Source organism: Nocardia sp. NBC_01009 (assembly GCF_045208035.1).
In the GTDB taxonomy this organism is placed as follows: domain Bacteria; phylum Actinomycetota; class Actinomycetes; order Mycobacteriales; family Mycobacteriaceae; genus Nocardia.
The window spans coordinates 7,092,306-7,109,235 of sequence record NZ_CP108695.1 but is presented as its reverse complement, the minus strand read 5'-3'; the positions used below and the strand labels follow the sequence as shown (position 1 = coordinate 7,109,235).

Genomic DNA, 16,930 nt, shown 5'->3' with positions numbered 1-16,930 from the left:
GCTGTCACCTGCGTTGGCACCTCTGTGGCTGGCGCTGCATGAAAGATTCTCGGCGGGGCGGTCGGTGCAGCGCGTGCGGGTGGGACCGCTGGACGCCGAGCAGCAAGGCGCAATCGCGGATCTATTCGGCGCTGTGCGACTGCCGGGCGAATATGCCACCGTCTCGATGACCGACCTTGATGCTGTACTCAACGATGTAATCGGCTGCACTGCCTACGAAGTCGTCGAGCAGCTGGTGGGGCCGATCGGTGATCGTGCCGCCGAACGTCGAAGCGCGGCCGCAGAGCGAAACCGCTTGTGGGCGTGGCTGTCCGGACACGAGGTCGTGCGAGCACAGCCCGCTCTGCAGACCTGGGTCGCATCGACGCGGCGGAACGGACTAATCGAAAGATCGGTCGAACGGACGCGCGCAGTGCTCGACCAGGCCCTCTGTGTTCTGGGCGAATTACCCGGTGTCGGAACACCTCTGCCGGTGTTCGTCGACTCGGTGCTCAGCGATCCCCATGGCCTCGATGAGGGCACACGATTGCACACGATGGTGGTCCGGGCATTGGCTGCGGTCTACGGCATCGATCCACCGTCGGATGCCGGTCAGCTTCGTGCGTTGTGGGATCGTGCCGGTATCGCCGACGACGAGTTGTCCTCCACCGTGCTGGCTGCTGGGCTGCGTATCACCACAGAAGGCGACGTCATCGGGCGAATTCTGCACATGTGTGCGGAGGCCGGGCACGCCGCTGCGCTGACCTTGCAGCAGCTTCGCGCGAGCTCACGGATTGTCGACGCGCCGGATCGGGTCTGGGTGGTCGAGAACCCGAGCGTTCTTGCGTTGGCGCTGGCCAGATTCGGTGCTCGATGCCCGCCGATGATCTGTACGTCCGGATGGCCGAGCAGTGCGGGTGTGCGATTGCTCCAGCAGTTGTCCAAGGCGGGTACGCGTTCTTTGGTTAGATGCGGGTCGGCGCCCAGCGCCTACTTGCGGCGGGAAACTCAACTACCGGCGAGCGTAGTTGAATTTCTTGATTCAAACTCAAATAAGAGCGGTCTGGGTGGAGTTTGCGCAGCTCGAGTTTTCCCGTCTTTTCCTGTGACCGGCACCTGCGCGACGTTGGATGGCGAAAATCTTGTCTGGTCACCAAGGGAAGCCGCACGGGGCACGCCGGCGCAGCCCACAGGCAGAAGAGTCCGCTGAGGCCGACCGTATCGCCTGACCGACGCTCTAGCGGTAATTCTTCGCAGGCCGGTTCGTCGCTGCACGCCGCTCGGCCTGCTGCTCCTTGATGCGCTCGTTCTCCTTCAGCACCGCGGCGTAGCTTTCGCGCTCGCGGATCAACCACTCCGGCGGGTCCGCGAGTAGAGCGGTGATCTGGTCGGTGGTGAGGGCATCGGAGACGTCGGCGCGGGCGAGGCCGGTGTTGGAGACGCCGAGTTTGCGGGCGACCACGTCGCGGGGGAAGGGGCCGGTGCGGCGGAGTTCGGTCAGCCATTCCGGGGGATTGGTGCGGAGCTCTTCGAGGTCGGCACGTGAGATCGGCGAGTTCCGGAATTCTTCGGGCGCCGCCGGAAGGTAGATGCCGAGCTTGTTCGCCGCAGTCAGCGGCTTCATGGTCTGCGGTTTCTTGTCCGGGCTCACCGATACAGCCTAATGGGCGTCGTCGGAGGTAGTTCGTTCGGAGTCTGCTCCGGAGCGAAGGTGAGGTGGCTGTCCGAAGGTCGGCACGCGGTGCGGTTCGTCGGGAACCTGCGCCGGTCCCTCGGCAATCGCCCGATGCGCGCCACTGGGAGCAGTTCGTTCGGAGTCCGTGGCGCGCGGGAGGGTACGCCGGACAGCCGTGTGTCTGCCCCCGCGCGCAGGTCGTGACCAGGTCGGGCAATACCCTTGACCGAATGAGCCGGTTCGAGTCCATCGACGTAGCGCGGCTGCGCTGGTTTGTTGCGGTTGCCGAAGAACTGCACTTCGCGCGGGCGGCGAAGTCGCTGAACATCGCGCGCCAGAAGTTGAGCCAGACGGTCATCGAGCTGGAGCACGAACTCGGGACCAAGCTGTTCGTGCCGGGGGCGCAGCCGACGCAGCTGACCGACGACGGACAGGAACTGCTGCAGGAGGCGCGGGAGCTGATCGCTCGCGCCGATGAGCGCGCCGCAGCGCCGGTCGCCACGGATACGCCTGGCCTGCGTGTCGGTTTCGTGCCTGGCGTCACCGTGTCCAAATGGACCCGGATCTGGGGTGAGCGATTCCCGGATACTCCGCTCGAAGTGGTCGCGATCGCGGCGGCCGAGCAGTCGGCGACGCTGCATGACGGGCGCGTCGATCTCTGCTTCGTTCGCCTGCCCTTCGACCGGGACGGCATGAGCGCGATTTCGCTCTACCGCGAGCTACCCGTCGCCGTGGTGTCCAAAGACCACCCGCTCTCGGTGTTCGAGCAGGTGAGCACGCCGGACCTGGCCGACGAACAGCAGCACGACGCCACCGATATCGATGCGGCAGGAAGCACCATCGAGCTCGTTGCGGCAGTAGGCGGCTTCGCTATCGTCCCGCATTCGATTGCCCGCCTGCATGCCCGCCGCGACCTCGTATACCGAACAGTCACCGACGTCCCTGTTACCGAGATCGTGCTGGCCTGGCCTACCGATCGGACCACCGAACTGGTCGAAGAGTTCGTGGGGATCGTCCGCGGCCGCTCGGAACGAAGCTCGCGGTCGCCTGCCGCGCGCAGCAAGCCAGCGCAGCAGTCCAAGAAGACACCACCGAAACGAGCCACCGGTGGGCGCCCTACCCCGTCCAAGAAGAAGCCCACCAAGCGCCGGGGGCGCTGACGCGCTCGGCGCAGTCGGTTGCCGAGTACGAGGTCGCCCGGCGGAGGTTCCTACGGTGGTCGAGCAGTTGGCCTGCGACAGAGTCGAACTCGCCCATTGCGCCATCGACCGAGTGCTCGAACAGCCGCGGTCATGGCCGCCCCTACTGATCGGCACCGAGCCGGTGATCGGATGAGAATCCTTTCGGACCGCTCATGTCTCTCATACTGGTGTCGGCAACAACGTCGGCACGAGATCGGGAGGTTGTCGTGATTATTGCCGCCATTGTCGTTGGTGTGCTTGCGGTCTGTGCCTGCAGTGTTGCCGTGCTGCGGAGGCGGGGGCGGTCCCGTGGCTGACGTGCGCTGGCCGGATGAGCATCTGGTTGCTGCGGCGCAGTCGGGGGATACCGAATCGATTACCGCCCTGGTGTCGGGGGCGCATCCGCATGTCCGGCGGTTCGCCTACTCGCTGTGCGCCACGCCGGAGGACGCCGAGGATGCTGCGCAGGAGGCGCTGATCATCCTGTATCGCAAGATCGGGACGTTGCGCGCGTCGGGGGCCCTGGCCTCGTGGATGTTTCGGATCGTTCGCAATGAATGTCTGCGCCAGTTGCGGCTGATGTCGCGCCGCTCCGAACCGGTCTTCGACGAAGGTACGGTTTCTGCGGAGGACGCGGCGATGCATCGCCTGGAAGCCGAGCGGGTCGCGTCGGCCATTGCGGCGCTGCCGGGCGACCAACGGCGCGTGCTGATCATGCGTGACATACAGGGCTACAGCGGCCGCATGGTCGCCGATCTGCTCGGCCTCAGCACCGCGGCGATGAAATCGCGGCTGCACCGCGCCAGGTCCGCCGTGCATCACACCTTGCAGGATCCGATGTTCGGAGGCCGAGAGTGACCGCCGAGCCGAGCTATTCCAGCAGGTCGGTGCCCCGTCACTTGGCCCGCGGGGCTGTGGGATTCGGCGCCTTGATCGGCTCGGTGGCGTTGCTACCGCTGACCGGACCGATCAGCTTGCTACTGGCACCGGTCGGCTTGGTTGCGTTGCGCGGTTGCCCGACCTGCTGGGCGATCGGGTTGGCTCAAACCATCTCGATGGGCCGTTTGGAACGGTCCTGCGTCGACGGCCGCTGTGAGCTGACGGTCGCGGGTTCCCGCGCGGGCGGCGAGGGGCCTGTACCGCAATGATCCAGCCGGACCCCGACGCGGTTGTCCGCGTCGGGGTAGCGGGCTGTCGGTTCCGGCTCCTATTGCTCTGCGAGGCAGAGCATTTCGATGGGGGCACCGTGGCCGCCCGCACCTCGGTGCAAAGTCACGATGGCGCGTCGTCGAAGTTGGCGACGACGGCAACAGCCCCGGCGCGGAACTAGCGCGGCTTGCGACGCAGAATCGAGTCGCGGATCAGAATGCCCGCGATGGCAACAGCGAAGCCGACGAGGAAGACGTCTTCGACCCTGCCCTTGTGGTTGCCGATGGTCATGGCCAGCAGGATCAACGCGACGATCCAGCCTGCGGCACGGAAGGTCCGGCGGGACTCGCCGCTCCAACCCCAGGCGGCGGACGGAACCTCGGCGGTGTCCACACGGGTGAGAACGCCGCTGTCACTGTGGGTGGTTTCGAGTTCCGTGGCGGCCACGATCGCTCCTTGGTGGGTCGAGTACTTGTCGATATCGTGGCATACGACCGGTCGTCGTAGCCAGCAGGCCCTGCCACAATGGGGCCGTGTCCGACATTGTGAGAGTCCTACTGCTCGGCAGCACCGGTTCCATCGGGACCCAAGCGCTCGAGGTGATCGCGGCCAATCCCGACAAGTTCGAGGTGGTCGGCTTGGCCGCCCGCGGTGGCAACACCGAGTTGCTTGCCGCGCAGATGGCCGCGACCGGCACTCGCAATGTCGCTGTCGCCGACCCGACCGCGGCACAGCAGCTCGACCTCGCCCTCGGTGGTCCGGGTGCGGTGACCGAGCTGGTGCGCCGCACCGAGGCCGATGTGGTGCTCAACGCATTGGTCGGCTCGCTCGGCCTGGAGCCGACCCTCGCCACGCTGCAGTCGGGCACCAGGCTCGCGTTGGCGAACAAGGAGTCGCTGGTCGCTGGTGGCTCGCTGGTGACGCGCGCGGCGGCCCCCGGCCAGATCGTTCCGGTCGATTCGGAGCATTCAGCGCTCGCGCAGTGCCTGCGCGGAGGTCGGGCCGACGAGGTCGACCGCCTGATCTTGACCGCGTCGGGCGGTCCGTTCCGCGGCTGGACCGCCGAAATGCTCGAATCGGTGAACCCTGCCGAGGCGAAGACCCATCCGACCTGGTCGATGGGTTTGATGAACACGTTGAATTCGGCGTCGCTGGTGAACAAGGGTCTGGAACTGATCGAAACCCATCTGCTGTTCGGCATTGCCTACGACCGCATCGATGTCACTGTGCACCCGCAGTCGATCGTGCACTCCATGGTCACCTTCACCGATGGCTCCACCCTGGCGCAGGCCAGCCCGCCGGACATGAAGCTGCCTATCGCGCTGGCGCTGGGCTGGCCGGATCGGGTGCCCGGCGCCGCCGCGGCCTGCGATTTCAGCACCGCATCGACGTGGGAGTTCGAGCCGGTCGACAACGCGGTGTTCCCTGCGGTCGAGCTGGCCAGGCAGGCGGGCATGGCGGGCGGCAGTGTCACGGCGGTCTACAACGCGGCCAATGAGGTTGCGGTGCAAGCCTTCCTGGACGGCGCCATTCGCTTTCCCGACATCGTGCGCACCGTTGCGCGCGCGGTCGACGCGGCGCAACAGTGGCGCGCCGAACCCGAAACGCTGCACGAGGTGCTGGCTGCCGACACCTGGGCGCGGGACTATGCCAGGGCGCTCGTCCACGCTTGACCGACACACTTCCAGGCAATCACCGACGCGCTCCGCGCCGAGCGGTCCGGCACGCGGGCCGACGCCCGACAACTCGGGATGGGCAGGCAGGTCGGTGCATCCGCAATGGGCGCAGGTTCGACGGGATCGGGCGCGCCGCGTTACGGCGGCCTGGCAGACTGAGCCGTGAGGGTCGGTCGAGGTCCGGTTACTGTTGTCGGAGTGCTCGCGACCACCACCGGACGCGTGCGTGCGGTACTCGCGGCTGCGGTCGCATTTCATCGAGCGAGCTGCGCAATGCAGGAGGGCTGTAAACCACATGGTGTTCGCGTTGGGGTTCGTGCTGTTCGCCCTCTGCATCACGATATCGGTCGCGTTGCACGAATGCGGGCACATGTGGGCCGCGCAGGCGACCGGCATGAAGGTGCGTCGCTACTTTGTCGGCTTCGGCCCGAAAATCTTCTCCTTCCGGCGCGGTGAGACCGAGTACGGCCTCAAGGCGCTGCCACTGGGTGGTTTCTGCGATATCGCGGGCATGACCGCGCTGGATGAGCTGGCGCCGGAGGATCTCGACCGGGCGATGTACCGGCAGGCCACCTGGAAGCGCCTGGTGGTGATGTCCGGCGGCATTGCGATGAACTTCCTGCTCGGCTTCATCCTGGTGGTCATCCTCGCTATCGGCTGGGGTCTGCCGCGTTTCGATCAGCCGCCCGCCACCGCCATCGGCAAGATGAGCTGCGTCGCGCAGCAGAATGTGGACGGCACGCTGCAGGCGTGCAGCGGCGCCGGCCCGGCGCAGCAGGCCGGCCTGCAGACCGGCGACGTGGTGACCGCGGTCAACGGGGTGAAGGTAAAGACCTGGCCGGAGTTCCAGGCCGAAACCCAGAAGCAGAACGGACCGTTCGCCTACACCGTCGAACGTGACGGGCAGACTCTCACCATTCCGGTCAACCCGGAGCGGGTGACGCGCTATCCGGCCGATGGTGGGCCCGGACGTGAGGTGAGCGCCGTCGGTGTCGGCTCCGAGTACTACGAACCCGTGAAATACAATGTGCTGGCTGCGATTCCGGCCGCAGGTGCATTCACCGGCGACATGTTCGTGCGCACGCTCCAGTCGCTGGCTCAGATGCCGCAGAAGGTGACGGCGCTGTGGACCGCGGTGACCGGCGGTGAGCGTGACCCGGAAACCCCGGTCAGCGTCTACGGTGCGAGCAAGATCGGCGGCGAGACCGCCGAGCGTGGGCTCTGGAACCTGTTCATTCTGGTCTTGGCCAGTCTGAATTTCTTCCTCGGCGCATTCAACATCCTGCCGTTGCTGCCGCTGGACGGCGGGCATATCGCCGTCGTGCTGTACGAGAAGCTTCGCAATTCCATCCGCGGCGTGAAGGGCCTCGCGCCCGGTGCCCCCGTCGACTACATGAAGCTGCTACCGGTGACCTACGTCGCGGTGGTGATCGGCGGTGCGTACATGGTGCTCACCCTGGTCGCCGACATCATCAACCCCATCAAGTTGTTCCCCTGACGTCGACACCGCCGACCCACTTCAGCTGTTCGCCCTGACGCGGTACCCTGTCGCGTGCACCGGGGGACAGCAACATGTCATGGTCGTCACAGGGTCAGCGGCTGCCGCGCGACTAAGCTCGGTAGGCGAACGGCTCACCAGAACGCACGAAAGTAGGCAGCCGGAAGTGACCAGCACAATCGGATTGGGGATGCCGACCGCACCTGCGGCCGTCCTCGCGCCACGTCGCAAGACCCGCCAGCTGGTGGTTGGCGGCGTCGGAGTCGGCAGCGATCATCCGATCTCGGTGCAGTCGATGACCACCACCAAGACCCACGACATCAACGCGACCCTGCAGCAGATCGCGGAATTGACCGCCTCGGGGTGCGACATTGTGCGTGTGGCTTGTCCCCGCCAGGAGGACGCCGACGCGCTCGCCACCATCGCGCGCAAGAGCCAGATCCCGGTCATCGCCGACATCCACTTCCAGCCGCGCTACATCTTCGCCGCGATAGACGCGGGCTGTGCGGCGGTGCGCGTCAACCCCGGCAACATCAAAGAGTTCGACGGTCGCGTCGGCGAGGTCGCGAAAGCCGCAGGCGCCGCGGGCATTCCGATTCGCATCGGGGTGAACGCCGGTTCGCTGGACAAGCGGATGCTGGAGAAGTACGGCAAGGCAACCCCGGAGGCGCTCGTCGAGTCGGCGCTGTGGGAAGCGAGCCTGTTCGAGGAGCACGGCTTCGGCGATATCAAGATCTCGGTCAAGCACAACGATCCGGTGATCATGGTCGAGGCATACCGGCAGCTCGCCGCGCAGTCCGACTACCCGTTGCACCTCGGTGTGACCGAGGCGGGCCCGGCATTCCAGGGCACGATCAAGTCGGCGGTGGCGTTCGGTGCACTGCTGTCGGAGGGCATCGGTGACACGATCCGGGTGTCGCTGTCCGCACCGCCCGCGGAAGAGGTCAAGGTCGGCGGGCAGATCCTGCAGTCGCTGAACCTGCGCCCGCGCAAGCTGGAGATTGTGTCGTGCCCGTCCTGCGGCCGCGCCCAAGTGGATGTGTACACCCTGGCCAACGAGGTGACCGCCGGGCTGGAGGGCATGGAAGTGCCGCTGCGCGTCGCAGTGATGGGCTGTGTGGTGAACGGTCCCGGTGAGGCCCGTGAAGCGGACCTCGGCGTCGCGTCCGGCAACGGCAAGGGCCAGATCTTTGTCAAGGGTGAGGTCATCAAGACGGTGCCAGAGGCATTGATCGTGGAGACGCTGATCGAGGAGGCCATGCGCTTGGCCGAGCAGATGGGCGAGGACGCGGGTGCGGGGGAACCGGTCGTCACGGTCGGCTAGGTGTTGCTATTCGGCATCGGCATACCACATCTGCACGATTCGTGGCAGGCTGTCATTCGTGCGGAGTCTGCTGGAGCCGACGCGACGGGCGAAGTTTGCCCCCGCGCGTCAGCTCGCGAACCGGGATCTGGCACAGGTCCTGAGAGTGCTCGATACCGATCCGGTCGCCTCGTGCATGGTCGCCGCGCGGCTGCAGGAGTTCGGGCTGGAAACCGGTAGCGGGCTGGGCGAGCTATGGAGTCGTGGCGGCCCGTCGGAGTCGCTGTGCTTCTCCGGTGCGAACATGGTGCCGCTGCGTGGCGATCAGGACGCGTTGCGCGCCTTCGCCGATCGGGCAGTGCGCTGGCCACGCGTGTGCTCCTCGGTGGTCGGGCGTCGAGAGCTGGCGCTGCCGCTGTGGGAGATGCTCGCCTCGCATTGGGGACCGGAGCGGGAGGTGCGTGGCGAGCAGCCGCTGCTCGCACTCGGCCAGCCCGCGCTCGCGACCGCTGATCTCGAGGTCCGCCGGGTCCGGCCCGACGAATTGGACCGCTATCTCAACGCGGCCATCGCCATGTTCATCGAGGAGGTCGGCGTCGACCCGCGTGCGGGCGATGGCGGTCGTGGCTACCGTCGCCGGATCGCGAGTCTGATCGGCTCGGGTCGGGCGTGGGCGCGGTTCGAGGACGGCGAGGTCGTCTTCAAGGCCGAGGTCGGCTCGCTGTCTCGGCGCACCGGCCAGATCCAGGGCGTATGGGTGCATCCAGAACGCCGCGGCGCGGGGCTCGGCACCGGCGGCACGGCAACAATCGCCAATGCGGTGGTCGCCTCCGGACGGACCGCAAGCCTGTATGTGAACGACTACAACAACATTGCCCGCCGGGCCTACAGCCGGGTCGGCTTCCGCCAGATCGCTACTTTCGCCACGGTGCTGCTCGATTGAACTTCGGCCGAACGTCGGTGCGCCACAGGCGTTTGCTCGCAATTGGCTATTACCATCGGTGCCGATGTCGACTCGCATGCTCATCCCGCTGGCCGTCGCAGTGCTCGCCGCTGCGGGAACCGGCTGTTCGGCGCGCCCGCAGGGGCCGGTTCCCGCGGCCGATGCTTTCGTCTCGGCTTTCTCGAGCCGCGACCTCGACACGGCGGCGCAGCTCACCAGCCAACCCGAGAAGGCAACCGCCGCACTGAGTTCCGCATGGGATCAGCTCCAAGCCGAGCAGTTGATCGCGCACACCGGCGCGGCCAGGGTCACCGGCGACACCGCGACTGTCGACTACACCTACGAGTGGCGGCTGCCCAAGAACCGGACCTGGCGCTACACCGGCCAACTGCAGATGGGGCGCAGCGACGGGCGCTGGATGGTGCGCTGGACTTCCTCGGATATCCATCCGAAGCTCGGCAACACCCAGACCATGGCCCTGCGTGCCGACCCCGCGCCCCGCGCCAGGGTCAACGAGCAGTCCGGCAGCGACGTGCTGGTGCCCGGCAAAGTCTCCCGTGTCGTGTTCACCGCGACTGCCACCTCTGACCAGGACTTCGTGGCGACGTCACTGGCCGCGGCGCTGCACCGGTTCGACGAGCGGCTCACCCCGGCGGCCATCCTGGGCGCGGCGAGATCCGCCAACGGCGCCTATACCGTTGCGCTGTTGAGCGAGAACGAATTCGACGAGGTGAGCGCGGACCTCATCGGCTTGCCCGGTGTGACGCTGACCCAGCAATGGGACATGGTCGCCATCGACCGGAATTTCGCACCGGATCTGCTCGCGCAGGTGCGCAAGACGGTGATCGCCGAGGTGGACGGCAAGGCAGGGTGGAGCGTCGTCACGTTGAACGCCAACGGTGCCGACACCGACGTGCTCACCGAGGTGGCCTCGCAGCCGGCGCCGTCGTTCTCGCTGAGCGTGGACCGGTTCGTGCAGAATGCCGCGCAGCGCGCGGTGGATGCGCACACCGAGCAGACCATGATGGTGGTGCTGCGCCCTTCCACCGGCGCGATTCTCGCGGTCGCGCAGAACAAGGCCGCCGACCAGGACGGCCCGGTCGCGACCATGGGGCAGTATCCGCCCGGCTCGGTTTTCAAGACGGTCACCGCGGCCGCCGCAATGTCGAGTGGAAAGGCCACGCCGGACACACTGCTGCCCTGTCCGAGTCGAATTGTGGTCGGGGAGCGCACGATTCCCAACTACAACCTGTTCACCCTCGGCGAGGTGCCGATGGCGACCGCGTACGAGCGTTCCTGCAACACCTCGTTCGCGAAGGTGGCCAGCGAGCTGCCGGGTGACGCGCTGCACATGACGGCCGCGAAACTGGGCGTCGGACCCGGCTATACGATCGCCGGGCTGCCGAGCACCTCGGGTTCGGTGCCGCCGTCGGACGACCTGATCCAGCGCAGCGAGGACGGAATCGGCCAGGGCAAGGTGGTGGTGAGCCCGTTCGGGATGGCGTTGATGGCAGCGACGATCGCGCGCGGGTCGGCGCCGGTGCCGTACTTGATCGCCGGTCGCACCACCACGATCGAGGGCGAACGCCCGGCCATCGCACCCGAGGTGATCGACGGGTTGCGGACGATGATGCGCAAGGTGGTCACCGGCGGCACCGCCGAACGGATCGCCGACCAGGGCGAGGTGTTCGGCAAGACGGGAGAGGCCGAGGTCGACGGTGGGTCGCACTCGTGGTTCGTCGGCTACCGAGGCGATATCGCCTTCGCCACGTTGCTGGTCAGGGGCGGCAGCTCCGATCATGCGGTAGCGGTCACCCGCGATATGTTCACCGTGCTGCCCGCGGGGTACTGACACTCGTTGGCCGACACCGGTAGCTGTGGCCCGGCCCCACATCAGGGCTTGATATGTGCCGGAGCTCACATTTATTCAGGTGGTTTCGGGGTCCTGCGGTCGGGCATCTCGTACTGGATCATGGTGGATCCGATCCTGATCACATCGCCGTCGGAGAGGGCGGTGTCGGCGCCGATCGGGGAACCGTTCAGGTAAACCCCGTTGGCCGAATCCCGGTCCCTGATGAACATGCCGTCGGGCCTGGCCAGGATGCGTGCGTGCTTGCGGCTGACCCACGAGTCGTCGAGGACGATGTCGTTGTCCGGATCGCGGCCGATGCGCAACCCTGCTGCCGGGACGGCGATCGGCTCGTCGTCACCGACCCGCAGCCACGCCTGGCGGCGGAGATCGGGCAGGTCCCTGGTCGTCGCGCCGGGCGACGAGGGGAGCGTCGGCAGTGTCTGCTGGCTGCGGACCGCCTCCTCCAGTGCGACTGTTTTCGGGTCGGGGTCGATACCCTGCTGGTCGGCGAGATTGCGGCGAATGCGCAGACAAGCGGCCAGCGCATCGGCCTGGCGTCCGCTGCGGTACAGCGCGGTGATCAATAGCCGCCATAGTCGTTCGTTCACGGTGTGTTCGGCGGTCAGCGCGACGAGCTCGCCCAGGATCGCACCCTCACGCCCGCAACCGATGTCGGCGTCGAGGCGGTCGGCCATCGCATTCAGTCTGCGCTCGTCCATATCGGTGGCGAAATTGTCGGCGAAGCGCAGCACGCGCAGTCCGGCGACGGCTTCGCCGCTCCATTCCGACAGCGCGCGTGCGAAACACTGCGCCGCGGCCTCCAGGTCGCCGGTGCTGAGGGCCAGTGTCCCTTGGTTGCGCGCGCGTTCGAATCGGCCGACATCACACTGGTCTTCGCTGATGTCGAGTAGGTATCCGTCGCCGACCGTGCGCAGGACGGTGCGGTCGTCCACCCCGGCTCCGCGCAGTATGGTGCGCAGATTCGACACGTAGGCATAGAGGCCTTCGACCGACCGGCTCGGTGGACCTTCGTCCCAAATTCCCTTGGCCAGAGTTGTTTTCGCCACGGCCTTGCGCCGATTGATGACCAGCATTGCGAGCAGGGCGCGGAGTTTGGCGCCGCGTAGCACAATCGCGCGACCGTCGACGAGCAGGCGCACCGGTCCGAGCACCCGTAGATCGAGTGTCACTCGTCCGATACCCGCAGCCGCCACGTTCTCGCCTCCGAATCACTCAGTGCGCGGAGCTGTTTCGCACGCATCGAGCGCCGTGCGATCGGTCCCAGCATACGCATTGACCCGGAAACGGTCCTCTTGCATCCGAAACCTGTTGTGTGCCAATCATGTTAAGTATTGAAGCGGGCAGCATTCCGTGATCGACCCGCGGCCGCATGCCACCCGGAACCGGACCGCGCCTCAGGCCCGGTGCAGCGTTGCGGCCAGGTGGTGCTGGAAGTCTTGGCCGACGGCGGCCATCCGCAGCGTGTAGTCGATGGTGTCGCCGGACAGCCGGATCGAGCGGCCGAGCGCGGTCACGAGTTTCGCGGTGCTGCTGCGGCCGATGCTTGTCGAGTCCAGCTCTATGTGTACCTCGCCGTCGGTGACCGACAGCGCGCCCTCGCAGATTTCGGTGATGCCGGTCGGGTGGGCGAGGATCAACTCCACCCGGTCCGGTTGCGGACAGCGCAGATAACCGGTTTCGGCGTGCATCGGCCTGCTGCCGTCGGCGGAGCGGGTGCGTTGGCGATAGGTGAGGAATGGCCGGCCGAGATGGCCGAATTTGATTTCCTCCACATAGTCGAACGGCTCGATGGTCGGATATTCACCGTGCCCCGGGCCGCGCCACGTGCCGAGCAGCGGGGCCAATGGTGCGATATCGGGATGAGGGGCGACGGGGTTTTGGGGTTCGACCACGGCGGACAGCCTAAACCTGCGAATGGCGGGGTGTTCCGATACTCCCCAAATTCCGTCAGGCTAAGGTTAGCATCGCCTAATCGCCAAGAGGGTGGCGTGCGGCTGAAAGGACAATAAGTTGAACGGACGCTGGAGTGAATTGCGCCAAAACGGTGCGTGGCGATCGCGGACCCGACAAGGTCTGTTGCGCGTATCCGTACTCGGCGCCGCGCTTGTCGTCGCGGCCGCATGCTCGGATTCGAAGTCGAACGACCAAGTGCCTGCCCTCGATGGCAATCACTACACGCAGACGAACCTCGCCGCCAACAACGACGAGTACAAGGCTGAGTTCACCTATCCCGACATGGTGAACGCGTGGGGCCTCGCCGACCGGCCGAAGGGCGCGGGCGGTCACTTCTGGGTCGGTGGCGGCGGTAAATCGTTCCAGTTCGTCGGCGATGTGACAGCATCCTCGGACCCCAAAGTGCAGAAGCTGTTCCAGGATCCGCTGAAGATCGTCACCATTCCCGGCGCCGATTCCGACACTTCCGACACCAGCATCGGCAAGACCACCGGTGTCGTCTTCAACGGCGCTCCGATCACCTCCGACCTGTTCGTCGTGCGCGACCAGCCGGTCGAGGTGGACGGTGCGCCGCAGCTGCTGACCGGTTCGTCGCGGTTCATCTTTGCCACCGACTCCGGCAAGATCGCGGCCTGGACCGAACTCGGCCCGGAGGGCCAGATCATCCGAGCCGATGGCCCGGCCAACCTGATGTTCGACGGCCAGCCGCAGGGCATGCAGTTCTTCGGCATCGCGCTCACACCCTCCGGTGACAAGCTGCTCGCCGCCGACTTCGGCGCCGACCCGCAGGTGCGCACGTTCGACCAGAACTGGCAGCTGATCCCGACCGCAGGCTTCGCCAACCCGTTCGCCACCGGCGACCAGATCAACCCGGCCGCCCCCGACCAGGGCAAGAAGGCCAAGCCGGGCGACCCGGCCCCATTCAATGTAACCACCGTCGGCAAGCGGGTGTTCGTCTCCTACGCCGCCACCAAGCCCGACGAGCAGGACGCGACCAAGTTCGATGCGGGCGAAGAGGATTCGCTCGACAAGGACCAGGAGAAGGACGCCAAGGGCAAACCGGCCAAGGGTAAGGTCGCCGAGTTCGACGAGACCGGCAAGCTGGTCCGCATCCTCGACGACGGCAGCCGCCTCAACGCCCCGTGGGCTGTTACCGTGGCCCCCGCGGACTTCGGCCCGCTCAGCGGTAAGCTCCTCGTCGGCAATTTCGGCGGCGCGGGCCACGTCCTCGCCTACGACGACACCACCGGCAAGTTCGTCGACTACCTGCGCGACGCCACCGGCAAGCCCGTCGAAATCGAGGGTCTGTGGGCCCTGATGTTCGGCAACGGTGAAAGCCTCGGTGATGCCAACTCCCTGTACTTCACGGCAGGCCCCGAGGACGAAAAAGACGGCCTCTTCGGCAAACTCCGCCTGAAGTAGCCCACTACAAGGCGGCTCCCGACCATCGACGGGAGCCGCCTTTGTCGTACCGGGCCATCGGCTCAAAGCTTCGGCGAACTGGACGCGGTGACGTGAGTTACTCAATATTTGCCACGGGGGTGTGATCGATGAAGTGCGCGCCGGAATTCGTCGACTCTCTGACGGGACCGGCTGACCGACGCACCTTGTCACCCACCGAGCTCGGCCCGAGCGCAGGCGAGGCCGCCGCTCAGCGGTTGCGGCCGAACAGCCGGAAAGACCGATTCTTTCGCTGTGGCAGCGTGGCGTACACCATTGTCATATCCGCGAACACCTCTGCTTCGCGTTCGCGTTCGGTGCCGAAGTCGCTGTGGCCGAGGATATGCCGGATCGATACCGGCGACAGGGAGGGCAGTAGCGTGGCCAGGGTCGGTGGCAGCGGTGTTGTGGGATCGGAGTCGTCCTTGCCGTGCCCGAACAGCATGTGCCCCACCTCGTGCAGGATGATGTGATCGGTATCGCGCTGTGAGGTGTCGGCGTCGTAAACGATGATGTCGTCGTGCTTGCGTGCGACCCACAGTCCGCTGCCGCGGCAGCCGGTCTCCGCGAGTATCCCGGCCGGTACGGGGTGTAGCGAGATGGAACGGCCGCGGTGTGCGGCGACACTCGCCAGATAGGCGGACAGGTTCCATGGGCTGGGGAGGGGCACGGTCCGGGCAGCGTCACGGAATCGGGCTTCCATGCTGGTCATCGCGGCTCACATTACCGACACCCTGGTTGGTCGTCATCTTACGATTTCGGACAGACCCGTCGTGATCGACTCGAACGTCACACAATTCGATCGTCGCCGGGCCTCGGCGCGTCCTCGGCCGGGAGCTCGGTGTGCAGGCGCCGGATCGCAAAGTGGTTGAGCGCCCACAGCCCGACGCCGATGGCGAGCAGTACGCCAGCGATCGTGTACTGCTGCGGGTTGCGGTCGGTCCACGGGGTGACCAGGAATCCGCAGGCCACCGCGCCGATGACCGGCAGCACGGTGGGTGTGTGGAAATGCTTGTGCGACACAGTGTCTCGGCGCAACACCAGCACCGCCACATTGACCACCGTGAAAACGCCGAGCAGCAACAGCGCGGTGGTGCCGCCGAGTTCGGGCACCTCGCCGACGAACGCGATCAGCCCGAGGGCGAGCACGGTGGTGAAAGCAATGGCGATGTAGGGCGTTCGCCGCCGTTGGTGCACGCGGCCGAGCGGAGGCGGTAGCACACCCTGGCGGGACATCCCGTAGAGCAGTCGGCTGGCCATCAACATATTGATCAGCGCCGAATTGGCAACCGCAAACATTGTGATGAACGCGAAGACATCGGTAGGGAAGCCGGGCGCGCCCATCTCGACGACCTTCAGCAGCGGAGTATCGCCCGCGCCGAGTTGGTCGGTCGGGACCAGCGCGACCGCCGTGATCGAGACCAGCACATAGATCGTCCCGGTGATGATCAGACCGCTGAGCAGGACTTTCGGAAAGATGCGGCTCGGTTCCTTGCACTCCTCGGCCATATTGACCGAGTCCTCGAAGCCGACCATCGCGTAGAAGGCCAGCGTAGTGGCCACGATGACGCCGCCCAGTGCGGTGCGGTTGCCGGTCTCGAACTCGGTGATGCGCCCGAAATCGCCGTTGCCGAACCCGAGGGCCCACAGTCCGATGCCGATGACGATCAGCAGTCCGGTCAGTTCGACGCAGGTGAGCAGGACGTTCAGTTTCACACTCTCGCTCACACCACGCAGATTGATGGCCGCGACCACGGCCATGAAGGCCAGCGCGATCAGGGTGATGCCGATACCGGTGCCGAGGTCGAGTTCGAAGGCTTCGGCGAAGTTGGCGGCGAAGGCGCGCGAGGCGGTGGCGGCCGAGGTGATTCCGGAACTCATCACGGTGAACGCGACCATGAAGGTGAGGAACTGGATGCCGAAGGCCTTGTGGGTATAGAGCGCGGCGCCCGCGGCGTGCGGATACTTGGTGACCAGCTCCAGGTAGCTCATGCCGGTCAGGAGCGCGATCAGGAAGGCGACGAGGAATGGCACCCACACCGCGCCGCCGACCTCGTTCGCGACTTTGCCGGTGAGCGCGTAGATCCCGGTGCCGAGGATGTCTCCGACGACGAACAACAGTAGCAATCCCGGTCCCATCACCCGCTTCAGGCTGGGTTCCTGTGTCGTACCGGATTGGGCGTCGGTGCTGGCCATGTGTGATATGTACCCGTTGGGTCGGCAAATTAGTCGGCGGTTATGTGTCGTGTTGGCCGTCGCG

16 protein-coding genes are annotated in these 16,930 nt (G+C 66.1%); 10 read left to right on the top strand and 6 right to left on the bottom strand.

Features of this window, described 5'->3' with window-relative positions; all coding sequences use genetic code 11:
* Positions 1-64: 64 nt before the first annotated feature.
* Positions 65-1,189 (top strand): TIGR02679 family protein, encoded by a 1,125-nt coding sequence (locus OHA42_RS32075; protein WP_406231472.1) that lies wholly within the window; start codon positions 65-67, stop codon positions 1,187-1,189.
* A gap of 27 nt (positions 1,190-1,216) precedes the next feature.
* Here OHA42_RS32075 and OHA42_RS32070 read toward each other — a convergent pair whose 3' ends face one another.
* A complete protein-coding gene (locus OHA42_RS32070) occupies positions 1,217-1,630 on the bottom strand; it encodes a DUF5997 family protein (protein WP_406231470.1) in 414 nt (137 codons plus the stop codon).
* A gap of 254 nt (positions 1,631-1,884) precedes the next feature.
* Between OHA42_RS32070 and OHA42_RS32065 the strand changes: the two genes are divergently transcribed.
* The 3 genes from OHA42_RS32065 to OHA42_RS32055 all read left to right on the top strand — a co-directional run bounded on the left by OHA42_RS32065 (position 1,885) and on the right by OHA42_RS32055 (position 3,983).
* Positions 1,885-2,814 (top strand): LysR family transcriptional regulator, encoded by a 930-nt coding sequence (locus OHA42_RS32065; RefSeq protein ID WP_406231468.1) that lies wholly within the window; start codon positions 1,885-1,887, stop codon positions 2,812-2,814.
* 330 nt (positions 2,815-3,144) lie between these two features.
* Positions 3,145-3,693, top strand: a complete 549-nt coding sequence (locus OHA42_RS32060) for an RNA polymerase sigma factor (protein WP_406231466.1) — start codon at positions 3,145-3,147, stop codon at positions 3,691-3,693.
* Positions 3,690-3,983 carry a hypothetical protein gene (locus tag OHA42_RS32055; protein ID WP_406231465.1) on the top strand — a complete coding sequence of 98 codons (294 nt, stop codon included), beginning with the start codon at positions 3,690-3,692 and terminating at the stop codon, positions 3,981-3,983. Before OHA42_RS32060 ends, OHA42_RS32055 begins: the two co-directional genes overlap by 4 nt.
* 178 nt (positions 3,984-4,161) lie before the next feature.
* Here the strand turns inward: OHA42_RS32055 and OHA42_RS32050 are convergent, their stop codons facing one another.
* The gene (locus OHA42_RS32050; protein WP_328403930.1) at positions 4,162-4,431 is read right to left on the bottom strand and encodes a DUF2631 domain-containing protein; all 270 of its coding nucleotides are present in this window, start codon (positions 4,429-4,431) and stop codon (positions 4,162-4,164) included.
* Between the two features lie 86 nt (positions 4,432-4,517).
* Here OHA42_RS32050 and dxr point away from each other — a divergent pair, with 86 nt between their 5' ends.
* The 5 genes from dxr to OHA42_RS32025 all read left to right on the top strand — a co-directional run bounded on the left by dxr (position 4,518) and on the right by OHA42_RS32025 (position 11,256).
* Positions 4,518-5,657: a 1-deoxy-D-xylulose-5-phosphate reductoisomerase gene (gene dxr / locus OHA42_RS32045; RefSeq protein ID WP_406231463.1), complete on the top strand. Its 1,140-nt coding sequence runs from the start codon at positions 4,518-4,520 to the stop codon at positions 5,655-5,657.
* A 298-nt stretch (positions 5,658-5,955) separates the two neighbouring features.
* Positions 5,956-7,158: a M50 family metallopeptidase gene (locus OHA42_RS32040; protein WP_406231462.1), complete on the top strand. Its 1,203-nt coding sequence runs from the start codon at positions 5,956-5,958 to the stop codon at positions 7,156-7,158.
* 166 nt (positions 7,159-7,324) lie between these two features.
* A complete protein-coding gene (ispG, locus tag OHA42_RS32035; protein ID WP_406231461.1) occupies positions 7,325-8,482 on the top strand; it encodes a flavodoxin-dependent (E)-4-hydroxy-3-methylbut-2-enyl-diphosphate synthase in 1,158 nt (385 codons plus the stop codon).
* A 58-nt stretch (positions 8,483-8,540) separates the two neighbouring features.
* Positions 8,541-9,404 carry a GNAT family N-acetyltransferase gene (locus OHA42_RS32030; protein ID WP_406231460.1) on the top strand — a complete coding sequence of 288 codons (864 nt, stop codon included), beginning with the start codon at positions 8,541-8,543 and terminating at the stop codon, positions 9,402-9,404.
* Positions 9,405-9,468: 64 nt separating this feature from the next.
* Entirely contained in the window at positions 9,469-11,256 is a 1,788-nt protein-coding gene (locus tag OHA42_RS32025) for a penicillin-binding transpeptidase domain-containing protein (protein WP_406231459.1), read from the top strand.
* Positions 11,257-11,327: 71 nt separating this feature from the next.
* Here the strand turns inward: OHA42_RS32025 and OHA42_RS32020 are convergent, their stop codons facing one another.
* Together OHA42_RS32020 and OHA42_RS32015 are read right to left on the bottom strand one after the other, a co-directional pair.
* On the bottom strand, positions 11,328-12,446 hold the full coding sequence (locus OHA42_RS32020) for a BTAD domain-containing putative transcriptional regulator (protein WP_406231458.1): 1,119 nt from the start codon (positions 12,444-12,446) through the stop codon (positions 11,328-11,330).
* A 225-nt stretch (positions 12,447-12,671) separates the two neighbouring features.
* The gene (locus OHA42_RS32015) at positions 12,672-13,169 is read right to left on the bottom strand and encodes a peroxynitrite isomerase (RefSeq protein WP_406231457.1); all 498 of its coding nucleotides are present in this window, start codon (positions 13,167-13,169) and stop codon (positions 12,672-12,674) included.
* 181 nt (positions 13,170-13,350) lie between these two features.
* On the opposite strand from OHA42_RS32015, the gene OHA42_RS32010 reads away from it, so the two are divergent.
* The gene (locus OHA42_RS32010; RefSeq protein ID WP_406239754.1) at positions 13,351-14,652 is read left to right on the top strand and encodes a TIGR03118 family protein; all 1,302 of its coding nucleotides are present in this window, start codon (positions 13,351-13,353) and stop codon (positions 14,650-14,652) included.
* Positions 14,653-14,881: 229 nt separating this feature from the next.
* On the opposite strand, the gene OHA42_RS32005 is transcribed toward OHA42_RS32010, so the two are convergent.
* Positions 14,882-15,382, bottom strand: coding sequence for a hypothetical protein (locus OHA42_RS32005; protein WP_406231456.1), 501 nt, complete (start codon positions 15,380-15,382; stop codon positions 14,882-14,884).
* A gap of 77 nt (positions 15,383-15,459) precedes the next feature.
* Entirely contained in the window at positions 15,460-16,866 is a 1,407-nt protein-coding gene (locus OHA42_RS32000; protein WP_406231455.1) for an APC family permease, read from the bottom strand.
* Between the last annotated feature and the right edge of the window lie 64 nt (positions 16,867-16,930).